The sequence below is a fragment of the Terrabacter sp. NPDC000476 genome (genome assembly GCF_040300125.1).
GTDB lineage: Bacteria > Actinomycetota > Actinomycetes > Actinomycetales > Dermatophilaceae > Terrabacter.
In genome coordinates this window covers 1,432,826-1,450,596 of the sequence record NZ_JBEPDF010000001.1, presented here as the reverse complement: position 1 = coordinate 1,450,596, position 17,771 = coordinate 1,432,826, and the positions used below count along the sequence as shown (strand labels likewise).

The following is a 17,771-nucleotide window of genomic DNA, read 5'->3' as shown; positions in this document are numbered from 1 at the left end:
CGGCGACGGCAGCGTTCCTCGCCGACCCCCGAACCGGTCGGCGCCCGGCCGGCTCAGGCGCGGCTCCGTGCCAGCGCGACCAGTTCCTGTGTCGTGCGGGCCCGGCGCTCGGCGCGGACGAGCACCGACCGGACCCACGCCGGCCGGAACATGACCTGGTCCCAGGTGAAGCGGTAGACGCTCCACCCCTCGAGCACGAGCTCGTCGTAGGGCCAGCAGTCGCGCGTCAGTCGTCCTCTGCCCGTGTGGAACTCGTGGCTGTCGGCCTCGACGACGATGCCGAGCCCGGAGTCGACGAGGTCAGGCACGACCCGCATCCCGTCGGCGACCGCGATGCCGACCTGCGGCCGCAGGTCGAGCCCGGGGACGTCCAGGGCGATGGCGCGCAGCACGGACTCGAAGGGGTTCGCCGCCTTGCCCGACGCGTGCGACAGGACGCGGAGCACCCGCGGCCGACCCGGTCCCCGGACGTCCCGTGCGGCACGGGCCAGGTCCGCGGGACGGACGTCCCGGCAGCGCAGTGCCGAGTCGGCGATCGCGAGCGCCTCGTCCAGAGGCAGGTGGCGGGCGCAGTCGACGACGGTGCGCAGCGGCGCGGTGACGCCGGCCACGACCTCCGCGTGCTCGAGCGCGGAGGTGAGGACCGAGGCCCGCGCCCAGGTCTGCGAGGTGATCCTGCGACCCGGCGGCACGGTGACCTCGGACCGCGGAGGGACGGTCTTGACCTTCCAGCCGTGGGAGAGCGCGGCGGAGCGCAGCGAGACCACGGCGCTCAGCTCGTGGGCCAGTGCCCGGGTGGTGTCGACCTCGGGGAGCAGGTAGCGCCCGGCCCGCGGACGCAGCACGACACCGAGCTCGACGGCGCGGCGGAGGCGGCGCCTCGGCACGAGCAGGCGCAGCTCCGCACGGGTCGCGGTGCCCCCGAGCCTCCGGACCGCTGCCTCCGCCTCCATGCCCGGAAGCGTGCCCGGGTCGGGCGGGCTCGCGAGCGCGCTCTCCACAGGCCACCCCGACACACCGACCCGCGCGACGCGGCCGTCCGCCCGCAGGCGCGCAGCCACGCCCCGGCAGGTCCTGTGTCGGGAGGGCCCGGCAGCCGGGTCGGGGCCCGTAAATGGATGGCGCGCCCCGTGAGCGTGGTGCCACCGTCGGGGAATGGACATTCTCCCGCTCGACCGTGACGACGACGTCATGCTCAAGGAGCTGCACGGCCTCGCCGCACGCAGCGAGGCCGTGTCGCGCGTGCAGCCCGTGCGCCGCACCGAGGAGGAGTTCCTCAAGATGGTGCGCTTCGAGTTCCCGGGCGAGCGCGAGGAGACGGCCGTGGCGACCGTCGACGGCGCACCCGTCGGCTGGGCCCGTCTCTTCGTCCCGGAGCGAGACAACCGCGACAAGTGCTGGTCGCACGTCGAGGTCGACCCAGCGCACCGGCGGCAGGGCGTCGGCACCGCCCTCGCCGACTGGCTGGAGGAGCGCGCCCGGGCTGCCCGCCGGGACATGCTGCTCACGGAGGTGTTCGTCCCCGTCGGAGACCGCGAGACGCACACCAGTCGCGAGTTCGCCTTGCGCAGAGGGTATTCCGTGACGAGCGTCGAGATCGTCCGGTCGCTCCCGCTGCCGGTGGCGCCGGAGCTGCTGACGACCGAGCTGCGTCGCGCGGCCGAGGCGATGGGCGACGACTACGAGCTCAGCGTGCACGTCGACGGGGTGCCGGCCGAGCTGCGCCAGGGCGTGTGCGACGCGTCCAACCGGCTCATCCTCGACGCCCCCACGGGCGAGGTGGAGTTCGAGCCCGAGTCGATGACGGTCGAGGACTACGAGACGCTCCTGACGCACCTGCGCGACACCGGCCGCACCATGGTGACGGCCGTCGCCGTCCACCGGCCCACGGGCGTCGTCGCGGCGTACACCGACCTCGCCGTGCCGACGGGCGACCCCGACATCGTCTTCCAGTGGGGCACGCTCGTGCTCCCGGAGCACCGCGGCCACCGCCTCGGCATGGCCGTCAAGGCGGCCAACCTGGCGGAGCTCGCCCGGCTCGCCCCCGGCCGGCGCTCGGTGCAGACGATGAACGACGAGCAGAACCCGTGGATGGTGCAGATCAACGTCGACCTCGGCTTCCGGGTCGTCGAGGAGGCCCTGACGGTGCGCAAGCTGCTCTGAGCCGGCTGAGCCGGCTGAGCCGGCTGAGCCGGCTGGGCCGGCTGGGCCGGCTGGGCCGACGAACGCGGGTGGCCCCGGCGCCATCCGGCGGCACGGGCGGCATACGGTGTCGTCATGCTCCTCGCCTTCTCCGTCGCCCCCACCGTCGCGGCCGACGACACCGGTTCCGTGTCCGACGCCGTCGCCCGGGCCATCCGCATCGTGCGCGACTCGGGCCTGCCGCACCGCACCGACGCGATGTTCACGACGATCGAAGGGGAGTGGGACGAGTGCATGGCTGTCGTCAAGCGGTGCTGCGACGTGCTCGCGGAGAGCTCCCCGCGTGTCGGGCTCGTGCTCAAGGCCGACATCCGTCCGGGCTTCACGGGCGAGCTCGACGGCAAGCTGGAACGACTCGAGGATGCCCTCGACCGCCAGCGGGATGAGTGAGTCCGACTGGCAGCTGAGGCCGCTCGTCGCGGAGGACTGCGACGAGCTCGCCCGTGTGCACATGGCGGTGTGGCGTGAGGCCTACGCCGACGTCATGCCGGCCGACTACCTCGCGGGCCTGAGCGACGAGCGGTGCGCCGCCGGCTGGCGGCGTCGCGTCGACGCAGCGGGGGAGGCCCGCACGCTCGTCGTCGTGGGCCCGGACGGAGGCATCGCCGGTTTCGCGAGCGCCGGACCGAGCCGCGACGACGATGCACCCACGCAGTGGGAGCTCCATGCCATCAACCTGACGGCGGCGGCCCGGGGCACGGGCGTCGCCGACCGGCTGCTCGACGAGCTGCTCGGGGACCGGGAGTCCAGCCTCTGGGTCGTCGAGGCGAACGCGCGCGCCGTCGCCTTCTACGCGCGGCGCGGCTTCGTCGACGAGGGCGGGCGCGCCGAGCACGACCCGACCGGCACGGTCGAGATGCGCATGGTGCGCCTGACGCCGCAGGCCCCCTCGGCCGGCACCGTCCGCGCCGAGGGACTCGGGGTCCGTTTCGGAGACGTCGTGGCCCTCGACGGCGTGACGGTCGAGGCCGCGCCGGGCGGGGTGCTGGCCGTCACCGGTCCGTCCGGCGCGGGCAAGTCCACGCTCCTGTGGGCGCTCGCCGGGGCCCTGGCCGACACGGCGACGTGCGCCGGGCGCGTCACGGTGGGCGAGGCGGAGGTCTCGCCGCGGGCGGCCCGCGACGCCACGGTTCGGCTCGGGGTCGCCGTCGTGCCGCAGGGCAACGGCCTGGCCTCGGTGCTCACCGCCTCCGAGAACTGCCTCGTCCCCCTCGTGGCCGCCGGCCTGCCGGCGCGCGAGGCGCGTGACCGGGTCGAGCAGGCGCTGCTAGCCGTGGGTCTCGAGGACTCGGGCAACCACCTCATCGAGGAGCTCTCGGGCGGCCAGCAGCAGCGCGTCGCGGTGGCCCGCGCCCTCGCGTCGCAGCCCCTCGTGCTCCTCGCCGACGAGCCCACCTCGGAGCTCGACCACGCGAACCGCGAGCGGGTGCTCGCCCTGCTGCACGACCTCGCCGCCACCGGGCGCACCGTCGTCATGGCGACCCACGACCCGGAGGCGGCCGCCACCGCCCGGCACGAGGTCCACCTCGACGAGGGACGGGTGGTGCGGCGCCGGTGACGAGGCGGACGAGAGCAGCCACGAGCGCCGGCGGGGGACCGAGCACGCGCGGCAGGGCGGGGGCGCCGACGAGAACCTCCTCCCGGGCGGCGCGCACGTGGGCGGCCGTGACGCACCGGCGCGCGCAGGCGGCGGCGCTGGTCCTGCTGTCGGCGCTCGTCGTCGGCAGCGCCGTGCTCGGCCCGCTCTACGCGCGCGCCCTCGAGCACGGGCTGCTCCGCGACGCCCTGGCTCGGGCGTCCGTCGTCGACACGGGTCTCGTCGTCGAGCAGGGCAGCACCGAGAGGGCCGTGCCGTCGCCGGCCCAGGTGCAGCGCATCGTGCCGGAGACCGTCCGGTCGGCCTTCGACGCCCCGGTGGCGCTCGTCTCGGGGCAGGTCGTGCTCGGCATGGCGCCGAGTCGGGGTGGCCAGGGGGTGCAGACGACGGCCTACGCCCCCCTCGCGGGCTGCGCCGACGTCAAGATCATCACGGGCCGGTGCCCGACGACCGCCGGAGAGGTGCTCGTCTCGGCCGCCGAGGCGGCCTTCGAGGGTTGGCGCACCGGCGACCGGGTGCCGCTCGTGGCGACGCCCGGCGGCCAGCTCGCGCCCGGCGACGAGGAGCGGCGCGTGCGGGTCTCGGGGACCTACGACGCGCTCGACGACGACGGCGCGTGGTTCGGCGTGCGGCTGACCGGGCGGGCGGGCACGCAGGCCGCCGTGGGCCTGGGCTCCGTGCCCCGCGTCGACACGCCCATCGTCGCGCCCGCCTTCTTCGACGTGACACCGACGGGCAGCACGCTGCGGCTCACCGCGACGCTGCGCCGCGACGAGCTCTCCGTCGACGCGCTCCCGGGGCTCGTCGACGGCATCGCGGCCCTGGAGGCGGCGTCCGCGTCGTCGACCGGCGGCTCGACCGCGCCGCGGGTGCAGAGCGGCCTCGACCAGATCGGCCGCACCGTCGTCGCGGGGCAGGCCCAGGCGGCGGTGCTCGTGCCGCTCCTGCTCGGCCAGCTCGCCCTCTTCTCCCTCGTCATCCTCGGACTCGCGTCGTCGGCCGCCGTCGAGCAGCGGCGCCCCGAGATCGCCCTGGCGCGCCTGCGCGGTGACGGCGTCCGGGGTGTCCGCCGCATGCTCGTCTCGGAGCTCGGCCTGCTCGTGGCGCTCGGCGTGCCGGTCGGCTTCGGCCTCGCCGTCGGAGCCGACCTCGTCGCGAGCCGCGTGTGGCTGCCCGCCGGAGTGCCCTTCGAGGTCCCGTGGACCGCGTATGCCGCCGCCGGGCTCGCGCTCGTCGCCGGGGTGGGTGCCGTCGTCGTCACGTCGCGACCGGTGCTGCGCGAGCCGATCCCCTCCCTCCTGCGGCGCATCCCACCGCGCCAGCGCGGCTTCGCGATCGGGCTGCTCGACGCCGTCATCATCGCCGTCGCGGCCGCCGGCGTGGTCGCCATCGTCACGGGCGACGTGTCGGGGCCGGTCGCCATGGCGACGCCCGCGCTCCTGGCCCTCGCGGTCGGGCTGCTGCTCGCCCTGCTCCTCGTGCCCGTCGCGGGCGGGGTCGGACGCCTCGCCCTCGGGCGGGGCCGGGCCGTGACGGGCCTGACCGCCGTGCAGGTCGCGCGTCGCCCGGCGGTGCGCCGGGTCGTCGCCATCGTCACGGTGGCCACGGCGCTCACCGTCTTCGTCACCGACGCCTACCTCACGGCCGCGCGCAACCGCGACGGGCGGGCCACGCTCGAGGCGGGCGCACAGGTGGTGCTGCACACCGACTCCGAGGAGCCGGCCCTGCTGCGCTCGACGTTGCGCATGATCGACCCGTCGTCGAGCTATGCCGTGCCCCTCGCCCGGCTGCTCCCGCCGAACGCGAGCGCGTTCGGCACCGTGGCGGTCGTGCCCAGCGCGATGCCCCGCATCGCGCTGCCCGCGAGCGGCGCCCCCGCCACGGCGAGCGCGTCCGCCTCCTCGGCGGCCTCGGCGGCCTCGGGATCCTCGGAGGTCACCGGCGCCGGCCCGCCGTGGTCGGCCCTCGCGGCGCCCGCCTCGCCGTCGACCGTGCTCACTGGCCCGTCGGTCGCGGTGACGGTGACCGCCGACGTCGCGGCGAGCGGCGCGGGGCTCGACGGTGCGACGCCCGGCCGGCGCCGGCCGCCGAACGCCGTCCCCGTGGCGCTCTCGCTCCAGCGGCCCGACGGCAGCGGGGCCACCGTCTCCCTCGGCCTCGTGCCCTTCGACACCGCCCGCCCGCGCACCCTCACGGCACGCGTGCCGTGCGGGGCCGCCCCCTGCACCCTCGTCGGCATCTCCGTCGACCGGCACCCCGACGAGGTGCGCGCCGTCGTCGGACGGCTGACGGTGCTCGGTATCCGCGCGGGCACGGCGCCCGCGCTGCCGCTCGGCGCGCAGCAGTGGGAGTCGTACGGCTCGCCGTTCGCCCTCGACCGTGCGGCCGCCGGCGTGCCCGGCTTCGCGGCGATCACCGTGGACCCCGCGGCGCCGCAACGGATGGACCTCCGCTTCGGCTCGACCGGGGGCGTCATCTCGGCGACCCTCACCCGACCCCGGCTGCCCGCCATCGTCGTGCCGGGGCCCGGTGGCCCGACCCGGGCACCCGACGGCGTCACGGGCTTCAGCGGCAACACCGTCCCGGTCACCGAGAAGGCGCGCGCGGCATACGGCCCCCAGGGGGTGACGAACGTCGTCCTCGTCGACTACGACGCCCTCGCCGCCGAGGCCGGGCGCCTCTACGCGACCGGCTCGCTCGACGTCCTCGTCGGCGACCGCTCCCGCTTGCAGGCGGTCACGACGGCCCTCGACGGCGCCGGCATCGGCGTGCGCTCGGTCACCGACCGCGCGGAGCTGCTCGACTCCTACGACCGCTCCGCGTCGGCCTGGGGGCTGCGTCTCGGCCTCGTGGTCGGCGGCCTCGCGCTGCTGCTCGCAGCCCTCGTGCTCGTCCTCGTCACGATCACCTCGTGGCGGGGGCGCTCGAAGGACCTCGCCGCGCTGCGGCTGGCCGGGGTGCCCGCGTCGACCGTGCGACGCGTCGGGATCGCCGAGCAGCTCGTCGTCATCGTGCTCGCGGTCGTCGTCGGCGCCCTGTGCGGGGCGCTCGGGTCGCGGCTCTCGCTCGCGCTCATCCCGTTCTTCACGACGCCCTCGGACGTGTTCGTCGCCGACCTCACCCCCAACCTCGGGGCCATGGCGCTCGCGGCGCTCGCCACGGTCGTGTGGCTCTCGGTGGTGGCCGTCGTGCTCGGGCTCTGGCTCGCGCGGCGCTCGACCGTCGCGCGGGTGCGGGAGAGCGCATGAGCGCCGCCCGCACGTCGAACGCGCCACGCACGCCCGGCGACGGCGCCACCCCGTCCGCCGCGGCAGGGCGGGGGCTCGACGTGACGACGCGGGGGCTCGTCGTCATCTACCGCTCGGAGGGGCACGACGTCGCCGCGCTCTCCGGCATCGACCTGCGCGTGTCGGCGGGGGAGGTGGTCGGGCTGCTCGGACCGAGCGGGGCCGGCAAGTCGACGCTGCTCACCGTGTTCGGTGGCCTGACGGTGCCGAGCGCCGGGGCGGTCCACATCGGCCACCGGGACCTCAAGGCGCTGACGGCCGCCCAGCTCGACGACTTCCGTGCCGGCGACGTCGGCCTGCTCCTGCAGGGCGCGGCGCGCAACCTGCTGCCCTACCTCACCCCGCGCCAGAACGTCGACTTCGCCCAGGCGCGCGCCCGACGGCTCGGCCGCGACGTGCCCGCTGCCGACGAGGTGCTCGACCTGCTCGGCATCGGCGGCCTCGCCGACCGCTCGCTCACCGGGCTCACCCCCGGCGAGCTGCAGCTGACCGCCATCGCCGTGGCCATCGCCTGCTACCCGGGCCTCGTGCTCGGCGACGAGCCGACGAGCCAGCTCGACCACGAGTCGCGCGACCGGGTGCTCGACGCCCTGCGCGAGGTCAACGAGCGGCTCGGCTCCACGGTGGTCGTCGTGACCCACGACCCCGACGTCGCCGCCCGGCTGCCGCGGACCGTGACGATCCGCGACGGACGGGTCGGGGCCGAGGGGCGCCTCGGGGAGGAGTATGCCGTCGTGTCGGCCGACGGGTCCGTGCCCTTGCCCGGGGCGGCGCTCGACGACTTCCCACCGGGCGCGCTCGTCCGCCTCCGGCACGACGGCACGGGGTGGCGGCTCGAGGCCCCCGAGGATGCCGGGGACGCTGGGACCGGCGAGGTGGCCGAGGACGCCGGGAAGCGTGGGGAAGGTGGGGATGTCGTGGGGCGCGACGACGCGCCGACGAGGCCGGTGTGACGCACACGACATCCGTGCTCGCATCTGTGGTTGTTTGTCCCTAAAGTCCGTAATGTCCACGCGTGCTCCCGCGTTCGGTTGGGGCGCCCGGCTACCGACGCGTATCGTTGGCGTCTGCCGACTGTCCTCGGCGACCCCCGTGCGTCATCGAAAGGCCCCTCCATGCCCCGCCCCGCGACCCGTCGGCGAGTCCTCGCCGCCGCGATCGCCGGCGTCGCGCTCCTCGGCGCGTGCACCGGCAACGCCGACGACGGCACCGACGGCACGGACGGCTCCGGCGCCTCGGCCACCCCGGCGGTCGCGCCCGACGCCGCCTCGAGCACCGCGACCGGTGTCGTGACCGCTGCCGCCGCCGCCGCGATGGACGCGTCGGCCACCGGTGGCGCAGCGCGCGCCAAGGTGTTCACGGGAGCGGCCCTGCAGTCGGCCAACGCCTACGCGAAGACCCTGCCGGGACGCACCGCCGCGGAGAAGGCCGAGGCCGAGCTCGCGACGACCGGCGTCAAGGTCCTGGCCGTCTCGCGCGCCGGTGACGCGCCGCCGCAGATCCTCGCCCAGACGACGCTCAAGAAGACCGGCGCGGCCGTGCTCGTCCTGCTCGTGGGAGACGCTGGAACGTTCAAGGTCGCAGCCGTGACGCCCATGCTCCCCGACGCCAAGCTCGACGCCCTCGACCCGACGAGCGACGGCTCGGCGGCGGTCGCCGACGCCAAGGGCCTCGCGGCGACGCCGGACGAGGTCGTCGCCGCCTTCGCCGCGTCGGTGCGCTTCCCGAAGCCGACGACCTCGAAGCTGCTCGCCGCCGACCCCCTCTCGGAGCAGCTGCGCGCCTCCGCGACGGCGCAGTCGAAGGCGCTGAACAACCAGGGCGCGTTCACCCAGGAGCACCAGCCCAGGGGTGTGCTCGGTGGGCTGCGCCTCAAGGACGGCGCCGGTGCCATCGTCTTCGCCCGCCTCGTGCGCAGCGACGCCATCGCCATGCGGACCCCGGTCAGGCTGACGCCGGCCAAGGACCTCACGCTGCTGACCGGCATCCGGACGATCACCACCGAGGCCGACCTGACCTCCAACGAGATCATCGCGTTCGTCATCCCTGCGTCGGGACAGGCTCGCGTCGTCGCGGCCTCCGACCAGCTCGTCGCCGGCTCGGGTCGGTGAGACAGGATTGATCTATGAGTCACCAGCCATTCACCGCAGCAGCACTTCGAGGTGCCGTCGACCTCTCGTCGCTCAAGCGTCCGGCCCCGCCGGCTGGCCCCGCCTCCGGCGCGGCCGGCACCTCGACGGACGGTGCGTCCGTCGTCATCGAGGGCACTGACGCCTCCATCCGCGACGTCATCGCGGCGTCGGCCCAGCACCCCGTCGTCATGGTGCTCTGGTCGCGCCGCCTGCAGGAGTCGGCGGAGTTCGTCGCCACGCTCACCACGGTGGCGAACCGGTATGCCGGCCGCTTCCAGCTCGTGACCGTCGACGTCGACGCCAACCCGACCATCCTGCAGGCCTTCCAGGTGCAGGCCGTGCCCGTCAGCTTCGCCTTCGTGCAGGGCCAGCCCGTGCCGCTCTTCGAGGGCGTGCAGCCCGAGGCGCAGGTCACGGCGGTCGTCGACCAGGTGCTCGCGCTCGCGGCGCAGCACGGCGTGACCGGCACGGTCGCGGCCGGTGCCGAGGCGCCGGAGGCCGACCAGGCCGAGGTCGAGCCGCCCCTGCCGCCCCTGCACCAGAAGGCGTTCGACGCCATCGAGGCGGGAGACCTCGACGCGGCGGCCTCCGCCTACCGTGAGGCCCTCGCGCAGAGCCCGGCCGACGCCGACGCGAGGCTGGGCCTCGCCCAGGTCGGGCTCATGCAGCGCACCCAGGACGCCGACCTGCAGGCGGCGCGTGCCGCGGCGGCCGCCGACCCGGCCGACGTCGACGCCCAGATCCTCGTCGCCGACCTCGACCTGCTCGGCGGTCACGTCGAGGACGCGTTCGTCCGCCTCGTCGACACGGTGCGGATCACGGCCGACGCCGACCGCAACCGGGCGCGCGAGCACCTCGTCGAGCTCTTCGAGGTCATCGGCACGAGCGACGAGCGGGTCGTCCGCGCGCGCAAGGCCCTGATGAGCGCCCTCTTCTGACCCCCCGGCTCAGGGCTGGTCGGCGGTGACGACGCGTGCGTCGGACAGCCGCGTGAGCACGTCGTCGGCCACGGCGTCCGCCGGCCGGTCGCCGTCGACCCAGAGCCCCCAGTGCGGCGTGGCCGGGTCGGCCCCGCCGCGCACGACCACGACGTGCACGGGCTCGGGTGCGGCGAGGTCGAGGAAGTCCTCGAGCCCGTCGCCGAGGGCGTCCTCGGCGACGACCGCGTCGAACCCCTCGAGCTGGTAGGTCTCGGCCACGGCCAGCGCGGCCGACCACCGCAGCAGGCGCATCCGCAGCATCGGGCCCGTCGGGGGGCGCGACCACCCGGCGCGGTCGGCGGGGGCGACGACGGCGTGCTCGAGCGCGTCGCCGTCGACGACGACCGCGCGGTCGAGCCGGGCCTGCAGCGCCACGGCGAGCGCGCCGCGCTGCTCCGGCGCGGTCGCCGTGACGAGGACGAGCCGGCCGCGGCCGAGGGGTTCCTCGGCCCCGCTCATCCGCCGAGCGCGGCGGAGACGACGTCCTTCGCCTCCGCCTGCACGCGCGCAAGGTGCTCGGGACCCTGGAACGACTCGGCATAGATCTTGTAGACGTCCTCGGTGCCCGACGGGCGCGCGGCGAACCAGGCGCTCTCCGTCGTGACCTTGAGGCCGCCGATCTTGGCGCCGTTGCCCGGCGCTGCCGTGAGCTTGCCCGTGATCGCTTCTCCCGCAAGGGACTTCGCGGTCACGTCGTCGGGCGAGAGTGCGGCGAGCTTGGCCTTCTCCTCGCGCGAGGCAGCCGCGTCGATGCGGGCGTATGCCGGGTCGCCGTGTCGCGCGGTCAGCTCGGCGTAGTGCTGGCTGGGGGTCCGGCCCGTGGCGGCGAGGATCTCGGAGGCGAGCAGCGCCAGCAGGATGCCGTCCTTGTCGGTCGACCACACGGTGCCGTCCTGGCGCAGGAAGCTGGCGCCCGCCGACTCCTCACCACCGAAACCGACCGAGCCGTCGAGCAGTCCGGGCACGAACCACTTGAAGCCGACCGGGACCTCGAGCAGGGTGCGGCCGAGGTCGGCGGCCACGCGGTCGATCATCGACGAGGAGACGAGCGTCTTGCCGATCGCCGTCGCGGCAGGCCACCCCGGGCGGGCGCCGCCGTAGAGGTACTGGATCGCCACGGCGAGGTAGTGGTTCGGGTTCATCAGCCCCGCGTCGGGGGTGACGATGCCGTGCCGGTCTGCGTCGGCGTCGTTGCCGGTCGACAGGTCGTAGGAGTCCTTCGCGTGGATGAGCGAGGCCATGGCGGACGGCGAGCTGCAGTCCATGCGGATCTTGCCGTCCCAGTCGAGCGTCATGAACGCCCACTGCGGGTCGACGCGCGGGTTGACGACGGTGAGGTCGAGCCCGTGGCGCTCGCCGATCTCGCCCCAGTACGCGACCGAGGCGCCGCCCAGGGGGTCGGCGCCGATGCGCACGCCCGCCTCACGGATGCGAGCCAGGTCGACGACGTGGGGCAGGTCGTCGACGTAGGTGCCCATGAAGTCGTAGGAGCCGGCCTCGCCGCGGGCGTGCTCGAAGGGCACCCGGCGCACGTCGCGCAGCCCACCGCGGATGAGGTCGTTGGCCCGCCGGGCGATGACCGAGGTCGCGTCGGTGTCGGCCGGTCCGCCGTGCGGCGGGTTGTACTTGAACCCACCGTCGGCCGGCGGGTTGTGCGACGGCGTGACGACGATGCCGTCCGCGAGGCCGCCGGCGTCGGAGGCCTTCCCGCGGTTGGCCCGCAGGATGGCGTGGGAGACCGCCGGCGTCGGGGTGAAGCCGTCGCGGTCGTCGACGAGCACCTGCACCCCGTTCGCGACGAGCACCTCGAGCGCCGAGCGCCACGCGGGCTCGGAGAGGCCGTGGGTGTCGCGGCCGATGAAGAGCGGGCCGTCGAAGCCCTGCGACGTGCGGTAGTCGACGATCGCCTGCGTCGTGGCGAGGATGTGGTCCTCGTTGAAGGCCGTGCGCAGGCTCGAGCCGCGATGGCCCGAGGTGCCGAACGCGACCTGCTGGTCGGGGTCGTCGACGTCCGGGTGCAGGTCGTAGTACGCGCCGACGAGGGCGTCCACGTCGACGAGGTCCTCGGCCCCGGCGGGCTGACCGGCGCGGGGGTGGGTCATGACGGGTCTCCGTTCGAGGTCGGGGGCACGGTGTCGGGCTGCTCGTCGGTGGGTTCGGCCGGCAGCGCCGGGGTGTGGTCGGGACCGGACCCGGCCTCCGGCACCACCGATCCGGCGAGGGCACGGGCCGCGGGCTCGTCGACGGGCACGAGCCACACGGTCGACAGGCGCGGCACCGTCACGTCGACGGCATACGGCTGGTCGTGCCACGCCTCCTCGCGCGCCTCGACGACGCGCCCCGTGCTGCTCGGGGCGTCGGGGTGGTAGCCGGCCGTGTCGAGAACGACGGTCCACCGGCCGCCCCGGGGGAGGCCGATGCGGTAGGACTCCTGCGTCTGGCCGCTGAAGTTCATGACGCAGGCGACGACCGGGGCGTCGGTCGCCCGGTCTCCCCGGCCGAACCGCAGCCACGAGAACGTGTTGTGCGCGGCGTCGTCGGCCTCGAGCCACTCGAAGCCGGCGCGGTCGGCGTCGAGGTCCCAGAGCGCCGGGTGGCTGCGGTAGATGGCGTTGAGGTCCTTGACGAGGTTGTGCACGCGGTAGTGGAGCGGCTGGTCGAGCAGCCACCAGTCGAGGCTGCGGCCCTCGGACCACTCCGACTCCTGGCCGAACTCGCAGCCCATGAAGAGCAGCTGCTTGCCGGGGTGGCACCACAGGTAGGCGAGGAAGGCCCGGAGCGTCGCCACCTGCTCCTCGCGCGGGCCGCGCGACTTGCGCAGCAGCGACCCCTTGCCGTGCACGACCTCGTCGTGGCTGATCGGCAGCACGAAGTTCTCGTCGAAGGCGTACATGAGCGAGAACGTCAGCTTGCCGTGGTGGTACTTGCGGTAGATGGGCTCCTCGCCGAGGTACTTGAGCGAGTCGTTCATCCAGCCCATGTTCCACTTGAAGCCGAAGCCGAGGCCGCCCTGGTTCGTCGGCTTCGTCACCCCGGGCCACGTCGTCGACTCCTCCGCGATGGTGACGATGCCGCCGACCCGCTTGTAGGCCGTGCCGTTCGTCTCCTTGAGCAGCTCGACGGCCTCGAGGTTCTCGCGCCCGCCGTCCTTGTTCGGGACCCACTCGCCGGCGTTGCGGGCGTAGTCGAGGTAGAGCATCGAGGCGACGCCGTCGACGCGCAGGCCGTCGACGTGGAACTCCTCGAGCCAGTAGAGGGCGTTGGCGACGAGGAAGTTGCGCACCTCCGGACGGCCGTAGTCGAAGATGTTCGAGCCCCACTCGGGGTGCCAGCCCCTGCGGGGGTCCGGGTGCTCGTAGAGGGGGAGGCCGTCGAAGCGGGCGAGCGCCCACTCGTCGGTGGCGAAGTGGCCCGGCACCCAGTCGAGCAGGACGCCGATGCCGGCGCGGTGCAGCTCGTCGACGAGGTAGCGGAAGTCGTCGGGGGTGCCCCAGCGCGAGCTCACCGCGTAGTAGCCCGTGACGTGGTAGCCCCACGAGGGCACGTACGGGTGCTCCATGACCGGGAGGAACTCGACGTGCGTGAACCCGAGGTCGCGCACGTAGTTGACGAGGTGCTCGGCCAGGCCGCGGTAGCCGAGCTCCTGGCGCCACGAGCCGAGGTGCACCTCGTAGGTGCTCATCGGCCCCTGGTGGGCGTTGCTCGTGCGGCGGTGCTCCATCCAGTCGTCGTCGCGCCACGCGTAGTGGCTCTCGGTGACGATGGCGGCCTGCTTGGGCGCGACCTCCGTCATCCGGGCCATCGGGTCGGTCTTGAGCCGGACGAGCTCGTCCGGGCCGCGCACCGCGAACTGGTAGTTCATGCCCTCGCGGGCACCCGGGAGGAAGAGCTCCCAGATGCCGCTCTCGCCGAGGGCGCGCATGGGGTGCGAGCGCCGGTCCCAGTCGTTGAAGTCGCCGATGACGTGCACGGCCTTGGCGCGGGGGGCCCACACCGCGAACGAGACGCCCCAGACCTCGCCGAGCGGGCCCGGGTAGTGGCGCACGTGCGCCCCGAGCACGGTCCACAACTGCTCGTGGCGGCCCTCGTTGATGAGGTGCCGGTCGATCTCGCCGAGGGTGGGCGCGAAGCGGTACGGGTCGTCCTGCTCGTGCGCCACGCCGTCGCCGTACTCGACGAGCAGGCGGTAGTCGTGCGCCCGCGTGAAGTCGGGCGAGGTCATCGACCAGATGCCGTCCCGGACGTGCTGCAGGTCGACGTGGTCGCCGGAGTCGAGACGGGCCGCGACCCGCGTGGCGAACGGCCGGAAGGCGGTGATCGTCAGCCCGCCCGGGCCGAGGTGCTGACCGAGCAGGTCGTGCGGCTGGCCGTTGCGACCGCCGAGGAACGCGTTGATCGCCGCCTCGTCGAGCGAGGGCGCCTGGCTCGTGTCGGGGGTCATGGGGTGCCTTCCTCGGTGGTGAGCCGCTCGACGGCGCCGAGCGGGATCGGCAGCCACGAGGGCCGGTTGCGGGCCTCGTAGACGACCTCGTAGAGCGCCTTGTCGAGCTCGAGGGCCCGCACCAGGGTCGTCGCGTCGGTGTCGGCGGGGCCGGCCACCGAGGCGTAGCCCTCGAGGAAGGCGGCGCGGCAGTCCGCCGCCCAGGCGGTCGCGTCGACCGCCGCCTCGGAGAGGCCCACCGACCCGGCGGCGTAGTCGAAGGAACGGAGCATGCCGGCCACGTCGCGGGCCGTGAGGTCGGGCTGCACCCGCTCGGCGAGCGGCCGCAGGGGCTCTCCCTCGAAGTCGAGGGCGACCCAGCCGCGCTCGGGCACGTCGAGCACCTGGCCGAGGTGGTAGTCGCCGTGGATGCGCTGGAGCGCCGGCCAGCCCGCCGCGCCCACCGAGGCGACGACGCGGTCGACGTCGGCCGCGTGCGAGGCGAGCTCGGGCACGAGGGCCACGGCGGCGGCATACCGCTGGCGCATCGACGCGGTGACGGCCTCGCGGGCCTCGGGCGTCACGGGGTGGGTGCCGAGGGCGTGTGCGAGGTCGGCGTGGATCTGCGCCGTGACGACGCCGAGGTCGCGGGCCCGCGCCGTGAAGTCGGCGCCGGACGCCGCGGCGACGAGGGCCACGCGCCACGCGTCCTCCACGCCGGGGATGAACTCCTGGGCGAAGGCGAGGTGGCCGTGCTGGGCCGTGCCGTCCTCGGGGGAGTCCCAGGCCCCGGCGAGGTGGCCGACGGCCATCGGCACCCGGTCGGAGCCCCCGCCCGTCAGGGCCGACTGGACGATCACGTCGGGGTTCTCGCCGTCCTGCAGGGTGCGGAAGACCTTGACGATGATCGGCTCGCCCGGTCCGCCGCCGGCGGCCGTCATGCGACAGATGACCGAGGTGTTCGACTGCTCGCCCGTCAGCACGGTCGACGAGGACACCCCGCCGGCGACGCGGCCGGTGCTCGAGCCGGTGGCGCGGGCGTTGCCGCCCACGGAGGCCTGCGCGTCGTCGGAGACCCCGGAGTCGAGGATCGTCGCGACGAGCCCGGCCACGTAGACCGGGTCGTGGGGCGCGTCGTAGACCCAGCGCGTGCCGAGGACGCTGTGCTCCATCGTGCCGAGCAGCGCGTGCTCGCCCCCCTCGAGCGGTGCGGCACGGTAGGTGAGCGGCACCTGATAGACGACTGCCGGGCTGACCGCGTCGTCGGCGAGCAGGAGCGTCTCGCAGCCCACCTCCCCGTCCGGGTCCTCGAAGCGGAAGCCGCCGACGCGACGCAGCTGCGGCACGTGGCCCTTGCCGTGGTACCACCGCTGCTCGGGCATCCACGCGGTCACGATCTCGGTCTTGGACGGCACGATCGACGCGCCGCGGTGGATGGTCGCCATCAGCCGTTGTCCTGCCCGCCCCGCAGCTGGAGCCAGAAGAAGTCGCGCGAGCCCAGGGTCAGGGTGACGCGCCCGTCGGAGGCCACCCAGGGGAAGCCGCTGCCGCCGAAGAGGTCGATGAGCTGGCGGCCCGAGAGGTGCTCGGGCAGCTGGATCGTCGCCGCCTGCGGCCGGCTCGAGAGGTTGTTGACGCAGAGCACCGCCTCGTCCGGGTGGTCCGGGTCGCCCCCCAGCACGCGCGTGTAGGCGAGGACCGCGTCGTTGTCGGCCGGCACGACGGTGAAGTCGCCGAGCCCGAAGACCGGGTGGCGGCCGCGGATCTGCAGCATCCCGCGCACCCAGTGCAGCAGCGAGGCCGACGAGGCCATCTGCGCCTCGACGTTCACGTTGTTGTAGTGGTAGACGAGGCTGCTGATGACCGGCAGGTAGAGCTTGCCGGGGTCGGTGCTCGAGAAGCCCGCGTTGCGGTCGGGGGTCCACTGCATCGGCGTGCGCACCGCGTCGCGGTCGTTGAGCCAGATGTTGTCGCCCATGCCGATCTCGTCACCGTAGTAGAGGCACGGCGATCCGGGCAGCGAGAGCACGAGCGCGTGGATCAGCTCGATCTCGGGCCGCGAGTTGTCGAGGAGCGGGGCGAGCCGGCGCCGGATGCCGACGTTGGCGCGCATCCGCGGGTCGGGGGCGTACCAGCCGTACATCGCGGCGCGTTCCTCCGGCGTCACCATCTCGAGCGTCAGCTCGTCGTGGTTGCGCAGGAAGGTGCCCCACTGGGTGCCGTTGGGGATGGCCGGGGTGTCGGCGAGCACGTCGATGATCGGCTGCGCCTTCTCCTCGCGCAGCGAGTAGTAGAGGCGCGGCATGACCGGGAAGTGGAAGCACATCTGGCACTCGGGCGCGTCGTCGGTGCCGAAGTAGTCGACGACCTCGGCCGGCGGCTGGTTGGCCTCGGCGAGCAGGATGCGCCCCGGGTACTCGGTGTCGACCATGGATCGCAGCTCAGCGAGGAACTCGTGCGTGCGGGGGAGGTTCTCGCAGTTGGTCCCCTCCTCCTCGAAGAGGTAGGGCACGGCGTCGAGGCGGAAGCCGTCGATGCCGAGGTCCATCCAGAAGCGGACGATGTCGAACATCGCCTCGCGCACGGCCTCGTTCTCGAAGTTGAGGTCGGGCTGGTGGCTGAAGAAGCGGTGCCAGAAGAACTGTCGGCGCACCGGGTCGAAGGTCCAGTTCGACACCTCGGTGTCGACGAAGATGATGCGCGCGTCGTCGTAGGCGTCGTCGGTGTCGGACCAGACGTAGAAGTCGCCGTACGGCCCGTCGGGCTCGGCCCGGCTGGCCTGGAACCACGGGTGCTGGTCGCTCGTGTGGTTCATGACGAGGTCGGTGACGATGCGGATGCCGCGGGCGTGCGCCTGCGAGACGAGCTCCGTGAACTCGGGCAGCGTGCCGAACTCCGGCAGCACCGCCTTGTAGTCCGAGATGTCGTAGCCGCCGTCGCGCAGCGGCGAGGCGTAGAACGGCGGGAGCCAGAGGCAGTCGACGCCGAGCCACTGGAGGTAGTCGAGGCGCTGGATCAGCCCGGTGAAGTCGCCGGCGCCCACGCCCTTGGAGTCGGCGAAGGCCCGCACGAGGACCTCGTAGAAGACGGCCTTCTTGAACCACTTCGGGTCGTGCTTGAGGCCCGGCTGGGAGAGGTTGAGTCCCTGCATGT

Annotated in this window: 13 protein-coding genes; 7 read left to right on the top strand and 6 right to left on the bottom strand. The window is 74.1% G+C overall.

Annotated elements, in window-relative coordinates:
• Window positions 1-53: 53 nt before the first annotated feature.
• On the bottom strand, window positions 54-953 hold the full coding sequence (locus ABT295_RS06730; RefSeq protein ID WP_352393627.1) for a hypothetical protein: 900 nt from the start codon (window positions 951-953) through the stop codon (window positions 54-56).
• Between the two features lie 202 nt (window positions 954-1,155).
• Between ABT295_RS06730 and ABT295_RS06725 the strand changes: the two genes are divergently transcribed.
• The 7 genes from ABT295_RS06725 to ABT295_RS06695 all read left to right on the top strand — a co-directional run bounded on the left by ABT295_RS06725 (window position 1,156) and on the right by ABT295_RS06695 (window position 10,156).
• Window positions 1,156-2,163, top strand: coding sequence for a GNAT family N-acetyltransferase (locus ABT295_RS06725; protein WP_352393626.1), 1,008 nt, complete (start codon window positions 1,156-1,158; stop codon window positions 2,161-2,163).
• Between the two features lie 114 nt (window positions 2,164-2,277).
• Entirely contained in the window at window positions 2,278-2,592 is a 315-nt protein-coding gene (locus tag ABT295_RS06720) for a thiamine-binding protein (protein ID WP_352393625.1), read from the top strand.
• Window positions 2,585-3,760, top strand: coding sequence for a GNAT family N-acetyltransferase (locus ABT295_RS06715; protein ID WP_352393624.1), 1,176 nt, complete (start codon window positions 2,585-2,587; stop codon window positions 3,758-3,760). Before ABT295_RS06720 ends, ABT295_RS06715 begins: the two co-directional genes overlap by 8 nt.
• A 107-nt stretch (window positions 3,761-3,867) precedes the next feature.
• Window positions 3,868-7,047: an FtsX-like permease family protein gene (locus ABT295_RS06710; RefSeq protein ID WP_352393623.1), complete on the top strand. Its 3,180-nt coding sequence runs from the start codon at window positions 3,868-3,870 to the stop codon at window positions 7,045-7,047.
• On the top strand, window positions 7,044-8,039 hold the full coding sequence (locus ABT295_RS06705) for an ABC transporter ATP-binding protein (protein WP_352393622.1): 996 nt from the start codon (window positions 7,044-7,046) through the stop codon (window positions 8,037-8,039). Before ABT295_RS06710 ends, ABT295_RS06705 begins: the two co-directional genes overlap by 4 nt.
• A 162-nt stretch (window positions 8,040-8,201) precedes the next feature.
• Entirely contained in the window at window positions 8,202-9,197 is a 996-nt protein-coding gene (locus tag ABT295_RS06700) for a hypothetical protein (protein WP_352393621.1), read from the top strand.
• A 14-nt stretch (window positions 9,198-9,211) separates the two neighbouring features.
• Window positions 9,212-10,156 (top strand): tetratricopeptide repeat protein, encoded by a 945-nt coding sequence (locus tag ABT295_RS06695; RefSeq protein WP_352393620.1) that lies wholly within the window; start codon window positions 9,212-9,214, stop codon window positions 10,154-10,156.
• Between the two features lie 9 nt (window positions 10,157-10,165).
• On the opposite strand, the gene ABT295_RS06690 is transcribed toward ABT295_RS06695, so the two are convergent.
• From ABT295_RS06690 to treS, 5 genes are read right to left on the bottom strand one after another with little or no spacing between them, the layout of a single operon-like run.
• On the bottom strand, window positions 10,166-10,657 hold the full coding sequence (locus tag ABT295_RS06690) for a hypothetical protein (protein ID WP_352393619.1): 492 nt from the start codon (window positions 10,655-10,657) through the stop codon (window positions 10,166-10,168).
• Window positions 10,654-12,300, bottom strand: coding sequence for a phosphoglucomutase (alpha-D-glucose-1,6-bisphosphate-dependent) (gene pgm / locus ABT295_RS06685; protein WP_352393618.1), 1,647 nt, complete (start codon window positions 12,298-12,300; stop codon window positions 10,654-10,656). Before pgm ends, ABT295_RS06690 begins: the two co-directional genes overlap by 4 nt.
• Entirely contained in the window at window positions 12,297-14,639 is a 2,343-nt protein-coding gene (gene glgB / locus ABT295_RS06680; protein ID WP_352393617.1) for a 1,4-alpha-glucan branching protein GlgB, read from the bottom strand. The genes pgm and glgB overlap by 4 nt, the downstream gene beginning before the upstream one ends.
• Window positions 14,636-16,063: a maltokinase N-terminal cap-like domain-containing protein gene (locus ABT295_RS06675; RefSeq protein ID WP_352393616.1), complete on the bottom strand. Its 1,428-nt coding sequence runs from the start codon at window positions 16,061-16,063 to the stop codon at window positions 14,636-14,638. The genes glgB and ABT295_RS06675 overlap by 4 nt, the downstream gene beginning before the upstream one ends.
• Window positions 16,063-17,769 (bottom strand): maltose alpha-D-glucosyltransferase, encoded by a 1,707-nt coding sequence (gene treS, locus ABT295_RS06670; protein WP_352393615.1) that lies wholly within the window; start codon window positions 17,767-17,769, stop codon window positions 16,063-16,065. The genes ABT295_RS06675 and treS overlap by 1 nt, the downstream gene beginning before the upstream one ends.
• Window positions 17,770-17,771: the final 2 nt, after the last annotated feature.

Bases quoted from the DNA above. Each gene is read 5' to 3' on its own strand.
- ABT295_RS06730 (WP_352393627.1), bottom strand. From the start codon at position 953: ATGGAGGCGGAGGCAGCGGTCCGGAGGCTCGGGGGCACCGCGACCCGT.
- ABT295_RS06725 (WP_352393626.1), top strand. From the start codon at position 1,156: ATGGACATTCTCCCGCTCGACCGTGACGACGACGTCATGCTCAAGGAG.
- ABT295_RS06720 (WP_352393625.1), top strand. From the start codon at position 2,278: ATGCTCCTCGCCTTCTCCGTCGCCCCCACCGTCGCGGCCGACGACACC.
- ABT295_RS06715 (WP_352393624.1), top strand. From the start codon at position 2,585: ATGAGTGAGTCCGACTGGCAGCTGAGGCCGCTCGTCGCGGAGGACTGC.
- ABT295_RS06705 (WP_352393622.1), top strand. From the start codon at position 7,044: ATGAGCGCCGCCCGCACGTCGAACGCGCCACGCACGCCCGGCGACGGC.
- ABT295_RS06700 (WP_352393621.1), top strand. From the start codon at position 8,202: ATGCCCCGCCCCGCGACCCGTCGGCGAGTCCTCGCCGCCGCGATCGCC.
- ABT295_RS06695 (WP_352393620.1), top strand. From the start codon at position 9,212: ATGAGTCACCAGCCATTCACCGCAGCAGCACTTCGAGGTGCCGTCGAC.
- ABT295_RS06690 (WP_352393619.1), bottom strand. From the start codon at position 10,657: ATGAGCGGGGCCGAGGAACCCCTCGGCCGCGGCCGGCTCGTCCTCGTC.
- pgm (WP_352393618.1), bottom strand. From the start codon at position 12,300: ATGACCCACCCCCGCGCCGGTCAGCCCGCCGGGGCCGAGGACCTCGTC.
- glgB (WP_352393617.1), bottom strand. From the start codon at position 14,639: ATGACCCCCGACACGAGCCAGGCGCCCTCGCTCGACGAGGCGGCGATC.
- ABT295_RS06675 (WP_352393616.1), bottom strand. From the start codon at position 16,063: ATGGCGACCATCCACCGCGGCGCGTCGATCGTGCCGTCCAAGACCGAG.
- treS (WP_352393615.1), bottom strand. From the start codon at position 17,769: ATGCAGGGACTCAACCTCTCCCAGCCGGGCCTCAAGCACGACCCGAAG.